This window comes from Streptomyces sp. NPDC039462 (assembly GCF_055639375.1).
The window spans coordinates 404378-424660 of sequence record NZ_JBVKAO010000006.1 but is presented as its reverse complement, the minus strand read 5'-3'; the positions used below and the strand labels follow the sequence as shown (position 1 = coordinate 424660).

The following is a 20283-nucleotide window of genomic DNA, read 5'->3' as shown; positions in this document are numbered from 1 at the left end:
GGACCATGGTGCAACGGACCCGGCTCGACGACGATCACTGCGCCATCGCGCAGGCGCTGGACGTCGTCGGCGACTGGTGGACCCTGCTGATCGTGCGGGACGCCGCGCGCGGGGTGCACCGCTTCGACGAGCTGCAGCGCGAACTGGGCGTGTCCCGGAAGGTGTTGACCGAGCGACTGCGGCTCCTGGTGGAGGCGGACGTGCTCACGCGCGTCCCCTACCAGGACCGCCCGGTGCGCCACGAGTACCGCTTGACGCCGCGTGGCCGCGCGCTGCTCCCCGTCCTGGTCGCACTCCAGGACTGGGGCGACACCTGGGTGCTGGGAGAGGGAGAGACGATGGCGACCGCGACGGAGGCGTCACTGGAGGCCCAGCGGGTCCACGAGTTGCTCGGCACCCGGGTGCCGGAGCTCCGGCTCGTCGGCCACGACGGGGAGCCGCGCGACCCGGTGGCCGAGGGCACCCCCTGCACGGTCCTGTACTGCTTCCCCGGCGCGTACGCCCGCAAGGACGCCTATCCGCCCGGCTGGGCCGGCATTCCCGGTGCGCGCGGCTGCACCCTGGAGTCCTGCTCCTACCGCGACCAGCTCGCCGAGTTCACGGCGGCGGGCGCGACGGTGCACGGCGTATCGACCCAGCGCCCCGACGAGCAGCGGGCGTTCGCCGAGAAGGAGAACCTGCGCTTCCCGCTCCTGTCCGACGGCGAACTGGCCCTGACGGCGGCCCTGCGCCTGCCGACGTTCCGCGCGGCGGGTGTGACCCGGCTGAAGCGGCTGACGCTGGTGGTGGACCGTGACCGGGTGGTGCGGGACGTGCAGTACCCGGTCACGGACATCACGGCGAGCGTCTCGGCGGCGCTGCGGACGGCGAGGAGCCTGACGCCGCGCACCGCCTGAGCGTACGCCCATGACGCATCAGCCGAATACGTCGACTATGAGGCTGAACTCACTGCGCATTTCCGCGCGCCCGCAGGTGGCGTCGGCCGAAGTAAAGCATTCCCGCCGCTCCGCCCACCGCACCGACAGCGCACAGGACAATTGCCCACTGAGCCATTTCCCGTGTCATCCACAGCAAGCTCACCGCGAGCAATGCCAGAGAGAGCAGAAAACGCTCCCCATATCCCGGCCGCCGGTTTCCCATCAGTCCCTGCTGGCGGTGCACGAGTACTTGACGCCCTTCATTTTGATGGTCCGCCATCCTGCCATCACCCCTACCGTCGTATTCATGGGGGCGACATCGGTTCCACCACCACCGCCGCCGCCTTCCTTCCGGCAGTAATAGCCGAGGGCGTCGAGCTTCTTGATGTCACTCATGGCCTGGTACTTCTTGTACGACTCGATCATGGCTGCCCGCTTCTGCGCGGGCGTCGCCTGCTTGGCCTTCGTGTACGCGTAGCACCCGACGCTCGCGCCGATCCCCACCCACGATGCCCCCTTGGCCAGAGCCTTGGCAAGGCCCGCCGCCCCACTGCCGATCCCCAGGACGGCACAGATCTCATCCGCGCCGAGAGCCTGTCGGCCCGCCGCGGACGACGCGGGCACCGCATTTTCCTCGCGATGCGCCGAATCCGCATACGCGGCACTGCCCGCCACCCCGGTCAAGGCGCAGGCAATGACGACGGAAATCCCTTTATTACGCATGCTCACGGAGTTGTTCCCCCAACTTTCCGCAACTGCTTGGTCAATGCACCCAGGACGCTACCAGCGCGTACTCGGCGCACGCAATGACCTTGATCGCACAGCGGGATTCCTTAACGGAATCCCTCCGCAAAACCCACAGAAGGAAAACGCGCGGTCAGTCGCCGGAGACCACAAGCCGACGGAGCATGCCCCGCGCGTACTCCTCGTCGTACTCGCCTCCCGTGAGCAGCACCTGCAGGCTGATCCCGTCCATCAGGGCGACGAGGGCACGCGCGGTCACCGGACCGGTGCGCGGTTCCAGCACCTCGGTGAGCCCCTGGCACCACTCGGCAGCCACGGGACGCAGCGCGGGCCTGCGCAGCGCGGCGAGATAGAGCTCGTACTCCAGCTCGACCCCGGACCGCTCCCCCGCGAACCAGTCGCCGAGCAGCCGCGCCAGCTCCGCCGCGACATCGGCGTCCGGGTCCTCGAAGGCGCCACTGGCGGCCATCACCTTCGCGAACCCCTCGTTGCTCTGCCGCAGCGCGGCGACCAGCAGCTCGTCGAGCGTCTTGAAGTGGTACGTGGTCGAGCCGAGCGGCACGTCGGCCTCGGCGGCGACCGAACGGTGGCTGAGCCCGCCGATACCCTTCTGCCCCACCACGCGGATCGCGGCGTCGATGATCCGCTGACGGCGCTCGGGGTCGTAGCGACGGGGCATCAGTGCGCCCCGCCGAGATTGAGCACGACGACGCCCGCGATCACCAGGCCGATACCCGCGATCTTGACGAGGTTGGCCGACTCCCCCAGAAAGATCATGCCGATCGCGGCGACGGCGGCGGTGCCGATGCCGGCCCAGATGGCATAGGCGGTGCCCACGGACAGCGTCTTGAGGGTCTGCGCGAGCAGCGTGAAGGCGAGCAGATAGCCCGCGACGGTGATGAGGGAGGGCACCAGCCTGCTGAAGCCCTCGCTGTACTTCATGGCCGTCGTCCCGGCCACTTCCGCCGCGATGGCCGCGGCCAGCAGTGCGTATCCCATGCGTACGAGTGTACATATCGATGCGTACGGGCGTACGCAATGCAGTCGTGGGAGCCCCCCGCACACACCCGGAACCCGCCGGGACGGCCCGATCAGGGACGCACGCCGTCAGTAATGGCCGTGACGGCACTGAGCCGCTCGGTGCGCCTCGTAGGCGGCGCCTGGTGGCGCACGTTCGGCATCTCACTGCTCGCCGGGGCGATGGTGGTGATCGTGTCGCCGGCATCCCGGCCGCCTGTCGCACACCCGGCCCCGCACTGAACTGTCAGTGGCGTTTGGCACCATCCCCGCCATGGAACACGCGACATTCGGGGATGGGGCTCGCGACGAGTTCGCCCGGGCCATCGGATCAGTGATGGAAGAAGCGGCACGCGCGGGTGCGACGAAGCCCACCTTGGCCCGCATCGCCAGAGCGTCCCAGCGGGAGGGGCGGCCCAGGTGCAGCACTACGGCGATCAGTGCCTGGAAGAAGGGGGAGCGGATCCCCGCCTCATGGTCCGTGGTGGAGTCGTTCCTCGCCGCCCTGGAGACCACGGCTTCACTGGGCCAGGGAAAGTTCGACCGTCAGGAGTGGCGCCGCCTCTTCAAACGGGCGCAGGGAGCGCCCGTGTCAGCTTCGGGCTCACGCGTCGCGACACTCCTCGTACGGGACGCGAACCCGTTGGAACTGAAAGTCCATCGGGCGCGCACCACCGCGGACGGTAACGCCGTACCGGACTACATCCCGCGGGACGTCGACACCTCCGTCCGCGACGCGCTGGCCCGCGTGGGCGATGACGGAGGTGTGATCCTGCTCGTCGGAGCCTCCACAGCGGGCAAGACGAGATGCGCCTACGAGGCGATGCGCGCGGTCCTGCCCGACCACCTGCTCATCGTCCCGCGTCATGTCACGGAGTTGCCGGACGCGGTCACCGAGGCGGTCCGGGCCGCCAAGGCCCACACGCGATGTGTCCTCTGGCTGAACGACATGGAGCAGTTCCTGGGGCTCGGCGGCCTGAGCTTGCAGGACATCCGGGCGCTGCGCAGAGCCGGAACCGTACTGCTGGGCACGATGCGCTCCCGAATCCTCGCGGACCTGCCGTCCAACGAACTGGTGCGGCTCGCCGAGCAGTTCGAGGTGCCACGCCTGTGGTCGGCCCCGGAGCTCGAACGGGCCAGGGAGCACCTGCGATCCCGCCACGACGAGCGGTTGCGCCTCGCCCTCGAGCAAGCAGAGGACTTCGGAGTCGCCGAAACCCTTGCCGCGGGCCCTCAGCTCTGGCGCGAGCTGATCGGCGCCTCCGTCGTGGAGGGCCACCCCAGAGGCGCCGCACTCGTATGGGCCGCCATCGATGTGGCCCTGGCAGGGCTGGTCGAGCCGGTGCCCGTGGAGCTTCTCACCGAGCTGCACGAGGCATATCTTCCGGGCCGCAACAAGCAGTTGATCGGTCCTGAACCGCTGGACGAAGCTCTCTCCTGGGCCGGCAGCCCGCACGACGGAGGTGTCACGCGCCTGCTGGTCCCCGACGGTGAGGGTGTCCGGCCCTTCGACTATCTGCTCGACGCCCACCTGCGAAACCGGGGCCCCTCCCCCGAGCTGATCCCGGAGAGGATCTGGGAAGTCGTTCTGGCCCGGGGCTCCCACCGCCACCAGCGCTTCAGCATCGCCCTGGCCGCCCACGCCAACGACCGCATGGACGTGGGCCGACGAGCCCTCCTGCCGCTGACGGAGTCGAACGACGTGGATGCCATGCGCACCCTGGGACTCCTCTACGAACGAAGTGACACAGAAGAGGCGGTGCGGTGGCTCCGACTCGCCATCGACGCGGGCGATGTCCTGGCACTGCGGCTCATGGGAAACCTGCACTTCCGCAACCAGGACGGGCGCGCCGCGAGCGACTGGTACTGGAGGGCGGCGGAAGCGGGGGACGAGGTATCGGAGTCCTACTACAACGAGCCGAGAGCCAACCCGGGACCGGTCCCGGAATGCCTGGTGCCACCGCCCCCGCCCGGCGAGGAAAACGTCACGGAGGACGGCGAGGAGGCCTGGGAGGACGAGGAGGACTGCTACGGCCCGACCGCCCGCACGCTGCGAGTCCTGGAAGCGGCACTGGAGATCGCCTCGGACATGGCCTACGACGTGCTGGAGGAGATCGGCGACAAGCGGATCGACCTCCGGAACAAGTACGCCTACATCTTCAGCGATCTGCCGGTGCTGACGTGGTCCATGGACGCTCGGTGGCGCCGGCAAATGGCACGCTGCTTCCACGACTTGGCGTCGGACATCAAAGCGGGAAACTGGCCGCGCCCCACGTGCACGGGCGAGGAGATGGCCTTGCACATCGCCATCGAGCACGCCTCGAACATGGTGGTGGACGAGCCGGAACTCTTATCGCCGTGGGTGGCGGAGATTCCCCCGCACCACGACGACTGGGACTGGGACCTCTGCGTGGACGTGCTGTTCGAGGACACCGACGTCTTGTTCCTGTACGAGCCCTGGTCCCAGGGCATCGAGGATTCCGGCAACCTCGTCAACCAACGACTCGGCATAGCCAACCTGGAGGCGGAGGACTGGTTCAAGCCCTTCCGCGCCGACGATGCCCGCGATCCCGAGAGGGGTTTCCCGCGGTGAGCCCCATCCCGCCGGGAAATCCCGGATACCCGCCGTGACCTGCGGCCCTTCATTCGAAGGTCGAGCGGGCGATGGACTCGGCTGCGTGCGTGCGGGTTTCGTGAGGCCAAGCGATCGCCACGCCCACTCTCCGTCGAAAGGCCAGGACCCATGTCACTCACTCACGAACTCCTGCTGCTGGCAGGACTGCCGCTGACGGTGGTCCTCACCCTGTTCGTGGGCCACCTCGCCACGCTCCGGGGTCTGCGCGGCGATCAGCGCATCGCCGCTTTCCGTGTCTTCGCGGATGCGGTGAAGCGGCGCCGGTAACGAGACGAGGGCCCCGGCACAGTGCCCGGGGCCCTCATATGGATCAAGCAGAATCAGACGTTGAACCCGAGCGCCCGCAGCTGCTCGCGCCCGTCGTCCGTGATCTTGTCCGGGCCCCACGGCGGCATCCAGACCCAGTTGATCCGGAGCTCGTTGACGATGCCCTCCGTGGCGGACTTCGCCTGGTCCTCGATGACGTCCGTCAGCGGGCAGGCCGCCGACGTCAGCGTCATGTCGATCGTGGCGATGTTGGCGTCGTCGATGTGGACGCCGTAGATCAGGCCCAGATTGACGACGTCGATGCCCAGCTCGGGGTCGACGACGTCGTACAGCGCCTCGCGGACCTCTTCCTCCGAAGCGGGCTTCGTCGTGAGTGTCTCGTTCTCGCTCATGCCGTCTTCCTTTCAGCGGCCCCGTCGTTCTCGCCCAGTGCCTGGGCCGTCGCGTCCTTCCACGCCATCCAGCTCAGCAGAGCACACTTGACGCGCGCGGGGTACTTGGAGACACCGGCGAACGCGACCGCGTCCTCCAGGACCTCCTCCATCGCGTCGTCGGGCTCCAGCTTGCCCTTGGACTGCATCAGCTCCAGGAACACCGCCTGGATCTTCTGCGCCTCGGCGAGCTCCTTGCCGACCAGCAGGTCGTTCAGGACGGACGCGCTGGCCTGGCTGATGGAGCAGCCCTGGCCCTCGTACGACACGTCGGCGATCGTCGACCCGTCGTACTTCACGCGCAGCGTGATCTCGTCGCCGCACGTCGGGTTGACGTGGTGCACCTCGGCGTCGCCATCGCGCAGACCACGCCCGTGCGGGTGCTTGTAGTGGTCCAGGATGACTTCCTGGTACATCGAATCCAGCTTCACGTCCCGGTCAGCCCCTCAGCCGAAGAAGTTCCGTACGTGCTCCAGGCCGTCGACGAGGGCGTCGATCTCGCCGGGCGTGGAGTACAGATAGAACGACGCTCGCGTGGTCGCAGGAATTCCGTAGCGGAGGCAGACGGGGCGCGCGCAGTGGTGACCCACGCGGACTGCGATGCCCTGCTCGTCGAGCACCTGGCCCACGTCGTGCGGGTGGATGTCACCGAGGGTGAAGGAGATCGCGGCACCGCGCTCCTCGGCCGTCGTCGGACCGATGATGCGCAGGTCCGGGACTTCCAGGAGGCGCTTGACCGCGTACTCCGTGATCGCGTGCTCGTGGGCGGCGATCTTGTCCATGCCGATGGCCGAGAGGTAGTCCACGGCCGCGCCCAGGCCGACGGCCTGGGAGACCGGGGGCGTACCCGCCTCGAACTTGTGCGGCGCGGGAGCGTACGTCGACGAGTTCATCGACACGGTCTCGATCATCTCGCCGCCGCCGAGGAAGGGCGGGAGGTCCTCGAGGAGCTCCTGCCGTCCCCACAGGACGCCGATGCCGGTCGGACCGCACATCTTGTGGCCGGTGAAGGCCACGAAGTCGGCCTGCAGCGCCTGCACGTCCAGCGGCATGTGCGGGGCGGCCTGCGAGGCGTCGATCAGGACGAGCGCGCCGACCTCCTGGGCGCGGCGCACGATGGCCTCGACCGGGTTGTGCGTGCCCAGGATGTTCGACACAAGCACGAAGGAGACGATCTTCGTCTTCTCCGTGATGATCTCGTCCATGTTGGACAGGTCGAGGCGGCCGTCGTCCGTGAGGCCGAACCACTTCAGCTTCGCGCCGGTGCGCTGCGAGAGCAGCTGCCACGGCACGATGTTGGAGTGGTGCTCCATCTCCGTGATGACGATCTCGGTCTCGTGGTCCACGCGGTAGGGCTCGTCGGCCCAACCGAGCATGTTGGCCACGAGGTTGAGCGATTCGGAGGCGTTCTTCGTGAAGATGACCTCGTCACGGCTGGGCGCGTTGATGAACTCCGCGACCTTGTCACGAGCACCCTCGTAGAGCGCCGTGGCCTCCTCGGCGAGGACGTGCACGCCGCGGTGAACGTTGGCGTTGTGCTGCTCGTAGTACTCGTTCAGTACGTCGAGGACCTGGCGCGGCGTCTGCGACGTCGCCGCGTTGTCCAGGTACACGAGCTTCTTGCCGTCGTGGATCGTGCGATCCAGGATCGGGAAGTCCTTGCGGATCGCCTCGGTGTCGAGGAGGCCGGAAAGCCCCTGGTGGGCCACTGTCACGCGGATGCGCCACCCTTCGTGTAGGCCTCGTAGCCCTCGGCCTCGAGCTTGTCGGCGAGCTCGGCGCCGCCGGACTCGGCGATCCGGCCGTTCGCGAAGACGTGCACGAAGTCGGGCTTGATGTAGCGCAGGATGCGCGTGTAGTGCGTGATGAGGAGCGTGCCGACCTCACCGGTCTCGCGGACGCGGTTCACGCCGTCGGAGACCTGGCGCAGCGCGTCGACGTCCAGACCGGAGTCCGTCTCGTCGAGGATCGCGATCTTCGGCTTCAGAAGCTCCATCTGGAGGATCTCGTGGCGCTTCTTCTCACCGCCGGAGAAGCCCTCGTTGACGTTGCGCTCGGCGAAGGCCGGGTCCATCTGGAGCTGCTCCATCGCGGACTTGACCTCCTTCACCCAGGTGCGCAGCTTGGGGGCCTCGCCGCGGATCGCCGTCGCCGACGTGCGCAGGAAGTTGGAGACCGAGACGCCGGGGACCTCGACCGGGTACTGCATGGCGAGGAACATGCCGGCGCGGGCGCGCTCGTCGACGGACATCTCGAGGACGTCCTCGCCGTCGAGGGTCACGCTGCCCTGGGTGATCGTGTACTTGGGGTGACCCGCGACCGAGTAGGCGAGCGTCGACTTGCCGGAGCCGTTCGGGCCCATGATGGCGTGGGTCTCGCCCTGCTTCACGGTCAGATCGACGCCCTTGAGGATCTCCTTGGTGGAGTTGTCGGCCTCGACGGTGACGTGCAGGTCCTTGATTTCAAGCGTTGCCATGGGTGCCTCAGGACTCCTGGGAAAGGGAGACGAGCACGTCATCCCCTTCGATCTTTACGGGGTATACGGGGACGGGGCGCGTCGCGGGAAGGCCGGACGGCTTGCCGGTGCGGAGGTCGAAGCTGGAGCCGTGCAGCCAGCACTCGATCTGGCAGTCCTCCACCTCGCCCTCGGAGAGGGAGACGTTCGCGTGCGAGCAGATGTCGTGGATCGCGAACACCTCGCCCTCGGTGTGGACGACCGAGACCGGCGTGCCGTCGAGCTCCACCCGCTTCGGGGTGTCCTTCTCCAGCTCGCTCAGTCCGCAGGCGCGTACGAACGTCATGCGACCGTCGCCTCCAGCTCCTCTTCGATCTTCGCGATGAGGCGCTCCTCCACGTCCGGCAGACCGATCTGCTGGACGAGCTCGGCGAAGAAGCCGCGGACGACCAGGCGGCGCGCCTCGTCCTCCGGGATGCCGCGCGACTGGAGGTAGAAGAGCTGCTCGTCGTCGAAGCGGCCGGTCGCCGAGGCGTGGCCCGCGCCGACGATCTCGCCGGTCTCGATCTCGAGGTTCGGCACGGAGTCGACCCGGGCGCCGTCGGTCAGCACGAGGTTGCGGTTCATCTCGTACGTGTCGGTGCCCTCGGCGGCGGCCTCGATGAGGACGTCGCCGATCCACACGGCGTGCGCGTCGTCGCCCTGGAGCGCGCCCTTGTAGACGACGTTCGACTTGCAGTGCGGGGTGTTGTGGTCGACCAGGAGGCGGTGCTCCTGGTGCTGGCCCGCGTCCGTGACGTACAGGCCGAAGAGCTCGGCCTCGCCGCCGGGGCCCGCGTAGGTGACACGCGGGTGCAGGCGGACCAGGTCGCCGCCGAAGGTGACGACGACGGACTTGAAGGAGGCGTCGCGGCCGACCAGCGCGTTGTGCTGGGCGACGTGCACCGCCTTGTCGTCCCAGTCCTGGACGGAGACCACGGTGAGCTTCGCGCCGTCGCCGACGACGAAGTCGACGTTGGCGGCGAGCACGGCGTCACCGGTGTGGTCGATGACGACGAGGGCCTCGGCGAACGCGCCCAGCTCGATCACCTGGTGCGCGAAGGCGGTGCCGCCCTCGCCGTGCACGGCGATCCGGATCGGCTCGGTGAGCACCGTCTCCTTGGGGACGGTCACGACCGAGGCCTTCTCGAAGGACGAGTACGCCTGGGCGGCGATGCGGTCGACGGGCTTGCCCGCCTTGCCGACGCGCGCGTCGTCCCGGCCCACCGTCTCCTGGGTGACGCCCTCGGGGGCGCTCACCTCGACGCGGATGCCGCCGTCGGCGACAGCGGTGCCGTCGTGCAGCCCGCGAAGGCGCTCCAGCGGCGTGAACCGCCACTCCTCCTCGCGGCCGTGGGGGACCGGGAAGTCCGCCACGTCGAAGGACGGGGGCGCGCTCATACGGGTGGCGACGGTGGACTCGGCGGCCACCGCGATCGATCCGGCGGTGGTGCTTCCCACCGGGATGTTCTGAGCCTCAGCCATGGCTGTCGTCGTGCTCTCTCTCTGCGTAAGAAATCTGCTCGCTGCGGGACGGTGTCCGGTCTTAACCGACCGAACCCTCCATCTGCAGCTCGATCAGCCGGTTCAGCTCCAGGGCGTACTCCATGGGCAGCTCCTTGGCGATCGGCTCGACGAAGCCGCGCACGATCATCGCCATGGCCTCGAACTCCGTCATGCCGCGGCTCATCAGGTAGAAGAGCTGATCGTCGGAGACCTTGGAGACCGTCGCCTCGTGGCCCATCGACACGTCGTCCTCGCGGACGTCGACGTACGGGTACGTGTCGGAGCGGGAGATCGTGTCGACGAGCAGCGCGTCGCACAGCACGTTCGACTTCGAGCCTGCGGCGCCCTCACCGATCTCGACGAGGCCGCGGTACGACGTACGACCGCCGCCGCGGGCCACCGACTTGGAGACGATGTTCGACGAGGTGTTCGGCGCCATGTGGACCATCTTGGAGCCGGCGTCCTGGTGCTGGCCCTCGCCCGCGAAGGCGATGGACAGCGTCTCGCCCTTGGCGTGCTCGCCCATGAGGTAGACGGCGGGGTACTTCATCGTGACCTTGGAACCGATGTTGCCGTCGATCCACTCCATGGTCGCGCCCTCGTACGCCACGGCGCGCTTGGTGACCAGGTTGTAGACGTTGTTCGACCAGTTCTGGATCGTCGTGTAGCGGCAGCGGCCGCCCTTCTTGACGATGATCTCGACGACGGCGGAGTGCAGCGAGTCCGACTTGTAGATCGGCGCGGTGCAGCCCTCGACGTAGTGGACGTAGGCGTCCTCGTCCACGATGATCAGGGTCCGCTCGAACTGGCCCATGTTCTCCGTGTTGATGCGGAAGTAGGCCTGGAGCGGGATCTCGACGTGCACGCCCTTGGGGACGTAGATGAACGAGCCGCCGGACCAGACGGCGCTGTTCAGCGAGGCGAACTTGTTGTCACCGACGGGGATGACGGTTCCGAAGTACTTCTTGAAGAGCTCCGGGTGCTCCTTCAGCGCCGTGTCGGTGTCCAGGAAGATGACGCCCTGCTCCTCCAGGTCCTCACGGATCTGGTGGTAGACGACCTCGGACTCGTACTGGGCCGCGACACCGGCGACGAGGCGCTGCTTCTCCGCCTCGGGGATGCCGAGCTTGTCGTACGTGTTCTTGATGTCCTCGGGCAGGTCCTCCCAGGACTCCGCCTGCTTCTCCGTGGAGCGCACGAAGTACTTGATGTTGTCGAAGTCGATGCCGGAGAGGTCCGAGCCCCAGTTCGGCATGGGCTTCTTGTCGAAGAGGCGCAGGCCCTTGAGGCGGAGCTTGGTCATCCACTCCGGCTCGTTCTTCTTCGCCGAGATGTCGCGGACGACGTCCTCGTTGATGCCGCGCTTGGCAGAGGCACCGGCGACGTCGGAGTCGGCCCAGCCGTATTCGTAGTTGCCCAGGCCCTCGAGTTCGGGGTGGGCAGTCTCCGTGGGGAGCGTCATGCGGGGTTCCTCCCGGCCGTGCTTGCTGATGCTGATGGGGTGATCCGTGTGGTGCTGCTACCGCTGTCGCTGCCGCCGCCACTGCGCGGGATGAACGTCGTGCAGACGCCGTCTCCGTGGGCGATGGTGGCGAGGCGCTGCACATGCGTGCCGAGCAGCGTGGAGAACATTTCCGTCTCCGCCTCGCACAGCTGCGGAAACTGTTCGGCGACGTGGGCGACCGGGCAGTGGTGCTGGCAGAGCTGCTCGCCGACCGGTGCGCTGCGCGCCGTAGCAGCGTACCCGTCGGCGGTCAACGCCTTCGCGAGAGCCTCGGTGCGCCGATCGGGCGGCGCGGCGTCCATCGCCTTCTTGTACGTCTCGGCCTGGGCGGCGATCCGCGCCCGGGCGAAATCGACGACCGCTCCTTCGCCGTGGCGCTCGGTGATCCACCGGAGCGCGTCCGCGGCCAGCTTGTCGTACGACTGGTCGAAGGCGTCGCGTCCGCAGTCGGTCAGGGCGAACACCTTGGCGGGCCGGCCGCGGGTCCGTGCGCCGTAGACCCGCTGTTCGCGGGGCTCCACGACGTTCTCGTGCGCGAGGGCGTCCAGGTGCCGGCGGACCGCCGCCTGGGTGAGGCCGAGGCGCTTCGCGAGATCGGCGACGGTGGACGGGCCGTGGTCCAGGATGGAGCGCGCGACCCGGTTGCGGGTGGACCGCTCTCCGGTCGCGAGTTCCTCCTGCGGAGCCTCGCCAACGTTTTTCACAACGCCATTGTTGCGTAATTCCTCAGAGCCTGACAACCCACGCCGTGATCACCGCGCGGTGCGCTGCATCACTTAGGTAAACCTAAGCTGACCTGCGGAAACGATCATCCGCACCCCGGACGACCGCGCCCCGGCCGCCCGGCCCCTCCGGCCCGTCCCTAGACTGGCTCACCATGCGAAACGAGCCCGTCCTCCAGATCGAGCGTCTGGTCAAGCGGTACGGAACCAAGACCGCGGTCGACGGTCTCGACCTGACGGCCGGGGCGGGCATCACCGCCGTCCTCGGCCCCAACGGCGCGGGCAAGACCACCACGATCGAGACCTGCGAGGGCTACCGGAAGCCGGACTCCGGCACCGTCCGCGTCCTCGGCCTCGACCCGGTCCGCCAGGCCGACGCCCTGCGGCCCCGGATAGGCGTCATGCTCCAGTCCGGCGGCGTCTACTCCGGCGCCCGCGCCGACGAGATGCTCCACCACGTCGCCAAGCTGCACGCGCACCCGCTCGACGTGAACGCGCTCATCGAACGCCTCGGCCTCGGCAGCTGCGGCCGCACCACCTACCGGCGCCTCTCCGGCGGCCAGCAGCAGCGCCTCGCGCTCGCCATGGCCGTGGTCGGCAGGCCGGAACTGGTCTTCCTCGACGAGCCGACCGCGGGGCTCGACCCGCAGGCGCGCCGGGCGACCTGGGAGCTCGTCCGCGACCTGCGCCGCGACGGCGTCTCCGTCATCCTCACCACGCACCACATGGACGAGGCCGAGGAGCTCTCCGACGACGTCGCGATCGTCGACGCGGGCAAGGTCATCGCCCAGGGCAGCCCCGACGAGCTGTGCCGCGGCGGCGCCGAGAACACCCTGCGCTTCACCGGCCGCCCCGGCCTCGACGTCGCCTCGCTGCTCAAGGCGCTCCCGCCGGACTCGGCCGCCGCCGAGCTCACCCCCGGCTCCTACCGCGTCAGCGGCACGGTCGACCCGCAGCTGCTCGCCACCGTCACTTCCTGGTGCGCCCAGCACGGGGTCATGCCGGACAGGATCTCCGTCGAACGCCACACTCTGGAAGACGTCTTCCTGGAGCTGACCGGTAAGGAGCTGCGCGGATGAGCGCCGCCGGAACGTACACGCCGAAGCCGGGCGCCGCCCCGCTGTCCCGCATGATCGCGGCGCAGGCGGCCCTGGAGACGAAGATGCTGCTGCGCAACGGCGAGCAGCTGCTCCTCACCGTCGTCATCCCGACCCTCCTGCTCGTCCTCTTCAGCGCGGTCGACATCGTCGACACCGGCGACGGCGAGGCCGTGGACTTCCTCGCGCCCGGCATCCTCGCGCTCGCCGTGATGTCGACGGCCTTCACCGGCCAGGCCATCGCGACCGGCTTCGAGCGGCGCTACGGCGTGCTCAAGCGGCTCGGCGCCTCGCCGCTCCCCCGCTGGGGCCTGATGGCGGCCAAGACCCTCTCCGTGCTGGTCACGGAGGTGCTCCAGATCGTGCTGCTCACGGTCATCGCGTTCGCGCTCGGCTGGTCGCCGCACGGCAACCCCGTCTCCATACTGCTCCTCCTGGTGCTCGGCACGGCCGCCTTCTCCGGTCTCGGCCTGCTGATGGCGGGCACGCTCAAGGCCGAGGCGACGCTCGCCGCCGCGAACCTCGTCTTCCTGCTCCTCCTCATGGGCGGCGGCGTGATCGTCCCGCTCGACAAGTTCCCCGACGCGGCCCAGACGGTGCTCGGCCTGCTGCCCATCTCGGCGCTCTCGGACGGGCTGCGCGACGTCCTGCAGCACGGCGCGGGCATGCCGTGGGGGGACCTCGGGATCCTCGCGGTGTGGGCGGTGCTCGGACTCGGCGCGGCGGCGAAGTTCTTCCGCTGGGAGTAGAGAGCGGCGGGAGCGTCAAGGGCGGCCAGGGGCGTAACCGGCGTCACAGATTTCCCGCATACGTCCCCCTCGTGAAGACATGCACAAGCGGCCCCCTACGATGGGGCGCGTGCCAAACGTGACCCGAGCCGACATCGCTCAAGCCGTGCGGAACCCGCTCGCCTTCATCGCCGAGCGCTGGACCCCCACCCAGCGGACCGTCCAGCAGGCGGCCCTGATCTCCCTCGTCATGACGGTGGTCATCGTGGTGACGGGCGGCGCCGTCCGGCTGACCGGCTCGGGGCTCGGCTGCCCCACCTGGCCCAAGTGCACGGACGACTCGCTGACCGCGACCCACGAGATGGGATTCCACGGCTACATCGAGTTCGGCAACCGCCTGCTGACGTACGTGCTGTGCGCGGCCGTCGGCTGGGCGATCATCACGGCCCGCTCCCAGAAGCCGATGCGGCGCAGCCTCACCCTGCTCGGCTGGGCGCAGTTCTGGCTGGTGATGGGCAATGCCGTCCTCGGCGGCATCGTGGTCCTCGTGGGCCTGAACCCGTACACGGTCGCGGCGCACTTCCTGCTCTCCTCCGCCCTGATCGCCGTCGCCATCACGATGTGGCAGCGGACCCGCGAGGGCGACGGCGAGCCGCGTCCACTGGTCGGCAAGGCCGTGGTGCAGCTCGTGTGGTCCCTGGTCGCGGCCTCCGCGGTGCTGATCGCCGTGGGCACGATCGTGACGGGCTCCGGGCCGCACGCCGGCGACTCCAGCGAAGTGCCGCGGATGGGCTTCGACTGGGAGGCGGTCAGCAAGCTGCACGCGGTCCTCGCCTGGATCGTGGTGACGCTGACGTTCGCCCTCTGGTTCGTCCTGAAGGCGGTCGACGCCCCGCGCGGCCCGCTCGGCCGCACCCGTGACCTCTTCCTGATCCTCCTCGCGCAGGGCGCGATCGGTTACGTCCAGTACTTCACGGACCTGCCCGAGCTCCTGGTCGGCCTGCATATGTTCGGCTCCTGCCTGGTGTGGATCGCCGTGATGCGCGTGCTGCTCTCGCTGCGGGAGCGGCCGCTCACGACGGCCGACGTGCCCGCCCAGGCGGACGACTCACGCCTCTCGGCCGTCTGAGAGCCCGTACACCCGCCGGGCGTTGCCGGCGGCGATCAGCCCGGCCACGCGCTGCGCGTCGGTGAGCGACCAGGCGCCCTCGGCGACCCAGGTGCCGAGCACCCGTCCGAGGGCCTCCCTGAACAGGTGTGCCCCGACGACGTGCAGCTCGGGCAGCCCGTGCGCGCCGCTGGAGAACAGCAGTTTCCCGAAGGGCGCGAGCTCCAGGATCTCGGCGAGCACGGCCGCCGCGCGCGCCCCGGTGCGGACGAGCGCGGGGCCGAGGTCGGCGTACACGTGCGGGAAGACGGCCGCGAGATGCGCGGCACTGCGGTGGTACGGATAGCCGTGCAGCAGCACCAGGTCGGTGCCGAGGCCCGCGGTGGCGCGCGCGAAGTCCCCGAAGTACGTCTGCGGGTCCCCGGCGCCCGCGTGCAGTTGCAGCGGCCGGCCCGAGGCCACCGCGATCCACAGCAGGTGCCGCAGCAGCACGGGATCGGTGAGCGCCCCGCCCACCTGCCGCCCCGCCAGCCAGCGCCCCACCGCGCCCCGCACCTCGCCCGGCCCGGGCGGTTCCGCGGCGAGCGCGAGCGGCTGCCGTACGCCCGCGACCGAGGTGAAGGCGACGGCTCCCGCGGCGGCGGCGTGCACGGACTCGGCGAGATTGGCGAGGAACGAGTCGGCGGTGCCCGAGGTGTCGGCGACCTGCTCGGCCAGTAACTCCAGGCGGACGATCTCGTGGGCCGCCGCGTCGCCGGTGGAGGCCATCTCGCCGGGGCCCGTCAGATCCCCGGGCAGTCCCGTGTCGACGAGGTAGGTGGTGATGCCGCTGCCCCGGAGCAGACGCCGGCCCGTTGCCAGTACGCCCAGTTCGCGGCGGCGGGCGAGATAGCGGGCCGGCGGGCAGTGCGGCTCCAGGCCGAGCAGCGGCGGGCACCAGCGGCGCACCGCGAAGCCGGTCTGGGTGTCGAAGAAGGTGGTGCCGGGGGCGGGCGGTCCCTCGCCCCGGCCGAGGTGGGCCTCGAAGGTGCCGAGACCCAGCTCCGTACGGAGGACGCCATGGCAGTACTGGTCCACCAGGGACGGCGTTTCGATCATCCGGGCTCCCGAGGGTGGACCGTGCTCCTACGGTCCTAACGGGTGACCCGGGTGTCAGGTGTTGCTTTCGGCCGGTCTCGCACTCACGGGGCGAAACAACCAGTCAGTCGTTCTTCGGGCCGCCGAGCTGGATGCCCGCCATTCGCGTCCATTCGTAGGGACCGGTCTTCACCTTGGCGGCGAATTCACCGTCGAACTCCTCGTGGACGGTGATTCCGGCCTTCGCCACGGCGCTCTGCGCGATGGCGTAGGTGGGCGCCACCAGGTCGCCCCAGTTGCCGTCGCCGCCGACGAGGACGATCCGGGTGCCTTCGTGACCGATGTACGCGATCTGCCCCTCGGCCCCGCCGTGCGCCTGCGCGAAGGTGCCGATCTCCTTGGCCAGTTTGGCGGCCCTGCGCTCGGCGCGAGCGGCCTGCTTGCTGTCGTCCACCTGCTGCGTGTCTGCCATGAGCAGGATGCTACCGACGGGTAGATCACCTGGCGACAGGCGGGCGGCGTGGCATCGGCCACGCCGCGGGCGGCGCCCCTACCGCAGGAAGGGGTCCACCGCCACGGCGACGAAGAGCAGCGAGACGTACGTGATCGACCAGTGGAAGAGCCGCATCTCCTTGAGCTTGCCGCCCGTGACCTCGGCCTTGGCGCGGCTCTGCAGCCCGTGCGCCTCCCACAGCCAGAAGCCGCCGGTGACCAGCGCGACCGCGGTGTAGAACCAGCCGGTGTAGCCGAGCGGCTGGAGCAGCAGCGAGACGGCGACCATCACCCAGGAGTAGAGGACGATCTGGCGGGCGACCACCTTGTTGGAGGCGATGACCGGCAGCATCGGCACGCCCACGCGCGCGTAGTCGTCCTTGACCTTCATGGACAGCGGCCAGTAGTGCGGCGGCGTCCAGAAGAACATGACGAGGAAGAGGACGACCGGCGCCCACGACATGGAGTTGGTGACCGAGGACCAGCCGATGAGGACCGGCAGGCAGCCCGCGATGCCGCCCCAGACGATGTTCTGCGAGGTGCGGCGCTTCAGGATCATCGTGTAGACGACCACGTAGAAGAGCAGCGCGCCGAGCGAGAGCCAGGCGGAGAGCCAGTTGACGGCGAAGCCGAACAACAGGGTGGAGACGATCGCGAGGGTGATGCCGAAGACGAGGCACTCGCGCGGGCTGACCATGCCGGTCACCAGGGGCCGCTGCGACGTGCGGTCCATGAGGGCGTCGATGTCGCGGTCGATGTACATGTTGAGGGCGTTGGCGCCCCCCGCGGAGAGGTAGCCGCCGAGGCAGGTCACGAAGACCAGCCAGAGGTCGGGCACTCCTTGTTCGGCGAGGAACATCACCGGAACGGTGGTGATGAGCAGCAGCTCGATGATCCGCGGCTTGGTCAGCGCCACGAACGCCTTGACACGAGCCCCGAACGGCCGATGGCTCGGGCTAAGGTCCGTCCCGGAAACCCCCGCTGGACGGGATTCAACGGCCGTCACGCACACCCCTGACAGAGACATCCCAGCAGGCCGACCAGCACCTTCAGACATGAAGATCCGGTAAAGGCCCGCGCGTACCACGCCACTGTAGACGTTGCCCATACCCCGCTCTTCGCGGGGGTCGGGTCGTGTTGGGCGACCGGCCGAACGGCGTCCGCGGCGGACCGCGTCGTCACATGAGCGGAACCGGGCGTTCATTGAGCGGACAAATGGGCGATACCGGTGGCCTTTTGAGCGGACATATGAGCGAGCCCATATTCACTTGCGGAATGCCTCCGCTTTCCTTTCGACAGGCGGATCCTCGCATGTCACTGCAGTCTGGAATGACTCGAAAAAATGAGCGTTCTAGCAGCGGTAGGCTCGACATCGGCCGGTGGGATCTACGCCGCCGGCATTCGACATGTGGAGAGGAGCCCTGACTCAGGGTGAGCACCAAGCCGACCACCACAGACCTCGAGTGGACCGAACTGGACCAGCGGGCCGTTGACACCGCCCGCGTCCTGGCCATGGATTCCGTACAGAAGGTCGGCAACGGCCATCCCGGTACGGCCATGAGCCTCGCGCCCGCCGCGTACACCCTCTTCCAGAAGGTGATGCGCCACGATCCGGCGGACGCCGACTGGACCGGCCGCGACCGGTTCGTCCTCTCTGCGGGCCACTCGTCCCTGACCCTCTACATCCAGCTCTACCTGGCCGGCTTCGGCCTGGAGCTGGACGACCTGAAGGCCTTCCGCACCTGGGGCTCGAAGACCCCGGGCCACCCGGAGTACGGCCACACGGTCGGCGTGGAGACGACCACGGGCCCGCTGGGGCAGGGCGTCGCCAATGCCGTGGGCATGGCGATGGCCGCCCGCTACGAGCGCGGTCTGTTCGACCCGGAGACGACCGACGGCTCGTCCCCGTTCGACCACTTCATCTACGCCATCGCCGGCGACGGCTGCCTCCAGGAGGGCATCTCCGGCGAGGCCTCGTCGCTGGCCGGGCACCAGAAGCTCGGCAACCTGATCCTGCTGTGGGACGACAACCACATCTCGATCGAGGGCGACACCGAGACCGCGGTCTCCGAGGACACCCTCAAGCGGTACGAGGCGTACGGCTGGCACGTCCAGCGCGTGGCGCCCAAGGAGAACGGCGACCTCGACCCCGCCGCCCTCTACGCCGCGATCCAGGCCGCCAAGGCCGAGACCGAGCGCCCCTCCTTCATCGCGATGCGCTCGATCATCGCCTGGCCCGCCCCGAACGCGCAGAACACCGAGGCCGCGCACGGCTCGGCGCTCGGCGACGAGGAAGTGGCCGCCACCAAGCGCGTCCTCGGCTTCGACCCCGAGCAGACCTTCGAGGTCTCCGACGAGGTCCTCGCGCACACCCGCAAGGCGCTCGACCGCGGCCGCGAGGCCAAGGCCGAGTGGGAGAAGGGCTTCGCCGCCTGGCGCACCGCCAACTCCGAGCGCGCCGCCGAGTTCGACCGCGTCGCCAAGGGCGAGCTGCCCGAGGGCTGGGAGGAGAAGCTCCCGGAGTTCGAGACCGGCAAGGCCGTCGCCACGCGCGCCGCCTCCGGCAAGGTCCTCCAGGCGCTCGGCGCGGTCATTCCCGAGCTGTGGGGCGGCTCCGCCGACCTCGCGGGCTCGAACAACACGACGATCGACAAGACGTCGTCGTTCCTGCCCACGGGCAACCCCCTGCCCGGCGCCGACCCGTACGGCCGCACGATCCACTACGGCATCCGCGAGCACTCCATGGCCGCGGAGATGAACGGCATCGCGCTGCACGGCAACACCCGCATCTACGGCGGCACCTTCCTGGTGTTCTCCGACTACATGCGCAACGCCGTCCGCCTGTCCGCGCTGATGCACCTGCCGGTGACGTACGTGTGGACGCACGACTCCATCGGTCTCGGCGAGGACGGCCCGACCCACCAGCCGGTCGAGCACCTGGCCTCGCTGCGCGCCATCCCGGGCCTGAACGTCGTGCGCCCGGCCGACGCCAACGAGACCGCCATCGCGTGGCGCGAGATCCTCAAGCGCTACACCAAGGAGTTCGGCAAGGGCGCCCCGCACGGCCTCGCGCTGACCCGCCAGGGCGTGCCGACGTACGAGCGCAACGAGGACGCCGCCAAGGGCGGCTACGTCCTCTTCGAGGCCGAGGGCGGCGCGCCGGAGGTCATCCTCATCGGCACCGGCTCCGAGGTCCAGCTCGCCGTCGAGGCGCGCGAGCAGCTGCAGGCCGCGGGTGTCCCGACGCGCGTCGTCTCGATGCCGTCGGTCGAGTGGTTCGAGGAGCAGGACCAGGGGTACCGCGACAGCGTGCTGCCGCCGTCGGTGAAGGCGCGCGTGGCGGTCGAGGCGGGCGTCGGTCTGACCTGGCACCGCTTCGTGGGCGACGCCGGACGCATCGTCTCGCTGGAGCACTTCGGTGCCTCGGCGGACGCCAAGGTGCTGTTCCGCGAGTTCGGTTTCACCGCCGACGCGGTGGCGCAGGCGGCCCGGGAATCGATCGCCGCCGCTCAGCGCTGACGCCCATATACGACCAAGTAGGAGA

The 20283-nt window shown here is 69.1% G+C and carries 22 protein-coding genes; 8 read left to right on the top strand and 14 right to left on the bottom strand.

The window, feature by feature from the left end; genetic code table 11:
• The first annotated feature begins 5 nt into the window (after positions 1-5).
• On the top strand, positions 6-896 hold the full coding sequence (locus ACZ7LU_RS30280) for a winged helix-turn-helix transcriptional regulator (RefSeq protein WP_471918545.1): 891 nt from the start codon (positions 6-8) through the stop codon (positions 894-896).
• Between the two features lie 243 nt (positions 897-1139).
• On the opposite strand, the gene ACZ7LU_RS30275 is transcribed toward ACZ7LU_RS30280, so the two are convergent.
• The 3 genes from ACZ7LU_RS30275 to ACZ7LU_RS30265 all read right to left on the bottom strand — a co-directional run bounded on the left by ACZ7LU_RS30275 (position 1140) and on the right by ACZ7LU_RS30265 (position 2660).
• Entirely contained in the window at positions 1140-1640 is a 501-nt protein-coding gene (locus tag ACZ7LU_RS30275; protein ID WP_471918611.1) for a hypothetical protein, read from the bottom strand.
• 154 nt (positions 1641-1794) lie between these two features.
• A complete protein-coding gene (locus tag ACZ7LU_RS30270; protein ID WP_398307555.1) occupies positions 1795-2340 on the bottom strand; it encodes a TetR/AcrR family transcriptional regulator in 546 nt (181 codons plus the stop codon).
• Positions 2340-2660 (bottom strand): DMT family transporter, encoded by a 321-nt coding sequence (locus tag ACZ7LU_RS30265; protein WP_398307553.1) that lies wholly within the window; start codon positions 2658-2660, stop codon positions 2340-2342. The genes ACZ7LU_RS30270 and ACZ7LU_RS30265 overlap by 1 nt, the downstream gene beginning before the upstream one ends.
• 120 nt (positions 2661-2780) lie before the next feature.
• Here ACZ7LU_RS30265 and ACZ7LU_RS30260 point away from each other — a divergent pair, with 120 nt between their 5' ends.
• The 3 genes from ACZ7LU_RS30260 (at position 2781) to ACZ7LU_RS30250 (ending at position 5580) form a co-directional block, all read left to right on the top strand.
• Positions 2781-2921, top strand: coding sequence for a hypothetical protein (locus tag ACZ7LU_RS30260; protein ID WP_471918544.1), 141 nt, complete (start codon positions 2781-2783; stop codon positions 2919-2921).
• Positions 2922-2952: 31 nt separating this feature from the next.
• A complete protein-coding gene (locus ACZ7LU_RS30255) occupies positions 2953-5271 on the top strand; it encodes a tetratricopeptide repeat protein (RefSeq protein ID WP_471918543.1) in 2319 nt (772 codons plus the stop codon).
• A gap of 150 nt (positions 5272-5421) precedes the next feature.
• Complete coding sequence (locus ACZ7LU_RS30250; RefSeq protein WP_470981182.1) at positions 5422-5580, top strand: hypothetical protein; 159 nt, start codon at positions 5422-5424, stop codon at positions 5578-5580.
• A gap of 53 nt (positions 5581-5633) precedes the next feature.
• On the opposite strand, the gene ACZ7LU_RS30245 is transcribed toward ACZ7LU_RS30250, so the two are convergent.
• The 8 genes from ACZ7LU_RS30245 to ACZ7LU_RS30210 form a co-directional block, all read right to left on the bottom strand.
• A complete protein-coding gene (locus ACZ7LU_RS30245) occupies positions 5634-5972 on the bottom strand; it encodes a metal-sulfur cluster assembly factor (protein WP_030358830.1) in 339 nt (112 codons plus the stop codon).
• Positions 5969-6442 (bottom strand): Fe-S cluster assembly sulfur transfer protein SufU, encoded by a 474-nt coding sequence (sufU, locus tag ACZ7LU_RS30240; RefSeq protein ID WP_398307551.1) that lies wholly within the window; start codon positions 6440-6442, stop codon positions 5969-5971. The genes ACZ7LU_RS30245 and sufU overlap by 4 nt, the downstream gene beginning before the upstream one ends.
• A gap of 15 nt (positions 6443-6457) precedes the next feature.
• Positions 6458-7726 carry a cysteine desulfurase gene (locus ACZ7LU_RS30235; RefSeq protein ID WP_468311197.1) on the bottom strand — a complete coding sequence of 423 codons (1269 nt, stop codon included), beginning with the start codon at positions 7724-7726 and terminating at the stop codon, positions 6458-6460.
• Positions 7723-8487: a Fe-S cluster assembly ATPase SufC gene (gene sufC / locus ACZ7LU_RS30230; protein ID WP_362995453.1), complete on the bottom strand. Its 765-nt coding sequence runs from the start codon at positions 8485-8487 to the stop codon at positions 7723-7725. Before sufC ends, ACZ7LU_RS30235 begins: the two co-directional genes overlap by 4 nt.
• 7 nt (positions 8488-8494) lie before the next feature.
• Complete coding sequence (locus tag ACZ7LU_RS30225; RefSeq protein ID WP_362995455.1) at positions 8495-8812, bottom strand: bifunctional 3-phenylpropionate/cinnamic acid dioxygenase ferredoxin subunit; 318 nt, start codon at positions 8810-8812, stop codon at positions 8495-8497.
• A complete protein-coding gene (gene sufD / locus ACZ7LU_RS30220) occupies positions 8809-9990 on the bottom strand; it encodes a Fe-S cluster assembly protein SufD (RefSeq protein ID WP_468083828.1) in 1182 nt (393 codons plus the stop codon). The genes ACZ7LU_RS30225 and sufD overlap by 4 nt, the downstream gene beginning before the upstream one ends.
• A gap of 61 nt (positions 9991-10051) precedes the next feature.
• Positions 10052-11473 (bottom strand): Fe-S cluster assembly protein SufB, encoded by a 1422-nt coding sequence (gene sufB / locus ACZ7LU_RS30215; RefSeq protein ID WP_471918542.1) that lies wholly within the window; start codon positions 11471-11473, stop codon positions 10052-10054.
• A complete protein-coding gene (locus ACZ7LU_RS30210; protein ID WP_471918541.1) occupies positions 11470-12219 on the bottom strand; it encodes a helix-turn-helix transcriptional regulator in 750 nt (249 codons plus the stop codon). The genes sufB and ACZ7LU_RS30210 overlap by 4 nt, the downstream gene beginning before the upstream one ends.
• Positions 12220-12392: 173 nt before the next feature.
• Here ACZ7LU_RS30210 and ACZ7LU_RS30205 point away from each other — a divergent pair, with 173 nt between their 5' ends.
• From ACZ7LU_RS30205 to ACZ7LU_RS30195, 3 genes are all read left to right on the top strand, one after another.
• Positions 12393-13316 (top strand): ABC transporter ATP-binding protein, encoded by a 924-nt coding sequence (locus ACZ7LU_RS30205; protein WP_471918540.1) that lies wholly within the window; start codon positions 12393-12395, stop codon positions 13314-13316.
• The gene (locus ACZ7LU_RS30200) at positions 13313-14083 is read left to right on the top strand and encodes an ABC transporter permease (RefSeq protein ID WP_471918539.1); all 771 of its coding nucleotides are present in this window, start codon (positions 13313-13315) and stop codon (positions 14081-14083) included. Before ACZ7LU_RS30205 ends, ACZ7LU_RS30200 begins: the two co-directional genes overlap by 4 nt.
• A gap of 79 nt (positions 14084-14162) precedes the next feature.
• Entirely contained in the window at positions 14163-15191 is a 1029-nt protein-coding gene (locus tag ACZ7LU_RS30195; protein ID WP_468560631.1) for a COX15/CtaA family protein, read from the top strand.
• On the opposite strand, the gene ACZ7LU_RS30190 is transcribed toward ACZ7LU_RS30195, so the two are convergent.
• From ACZ7LU_RS30190 to ACZ7LU_RS30180, 3 genes are all read right to left on the bottom strand, one after another.
• Entirely contained in the window at positions 15171-16268 is a 1098-nt protein-coding gene (locus ACZ7LU_RS30190; protein ID WP_398307536.1) for an amidohydrolase family protein, read from the bottom strand. The genes ACZ7LU_RS30195 and ACZ7LU_RS30190 overlap by 21 nt on opposite strands.
• A 103-nt stretch (positions 16269-16371) precedes the next feature.
• Positions 16372-16719, bottom strand: coding sequence for a hypothetical protein (locus ACZ7LU_RS30185; RefSeq protein WP_471918538.1), 348 nt, complete (start codon positions 16717-16719; stop codon positions 16372-16374).
• A gap of 78 nt (positions 16720-16797) precedes the next feature.
• On the bottom strand, positions 16798-17751 hold the full coding sequence (locus ACZ7LU_RS30180) for a heme o synthase (protein WP_362995607.1): 954 nt from the start codon (positions 17749-17751) through the stop codon (positions 16798-16800).
• Between the two features lie 419 nt (positions 17752-18170).
• Between ACZ7LU_RS30180 and tkt the strand changes: the two genes are divergently transcribed.
• Positions 18171-20258 (top strand): transketolase, encoded by a 2088-nt coding sequence (gene tkt, locus ACZ7LU_RS30175; protein WP_471918537.1) that lies wholly within the window; start codon positions 18171-18173, stop codon positions 20256-20258.
• Positions 20259-20283: the final 25 nt, after the last annotated feature.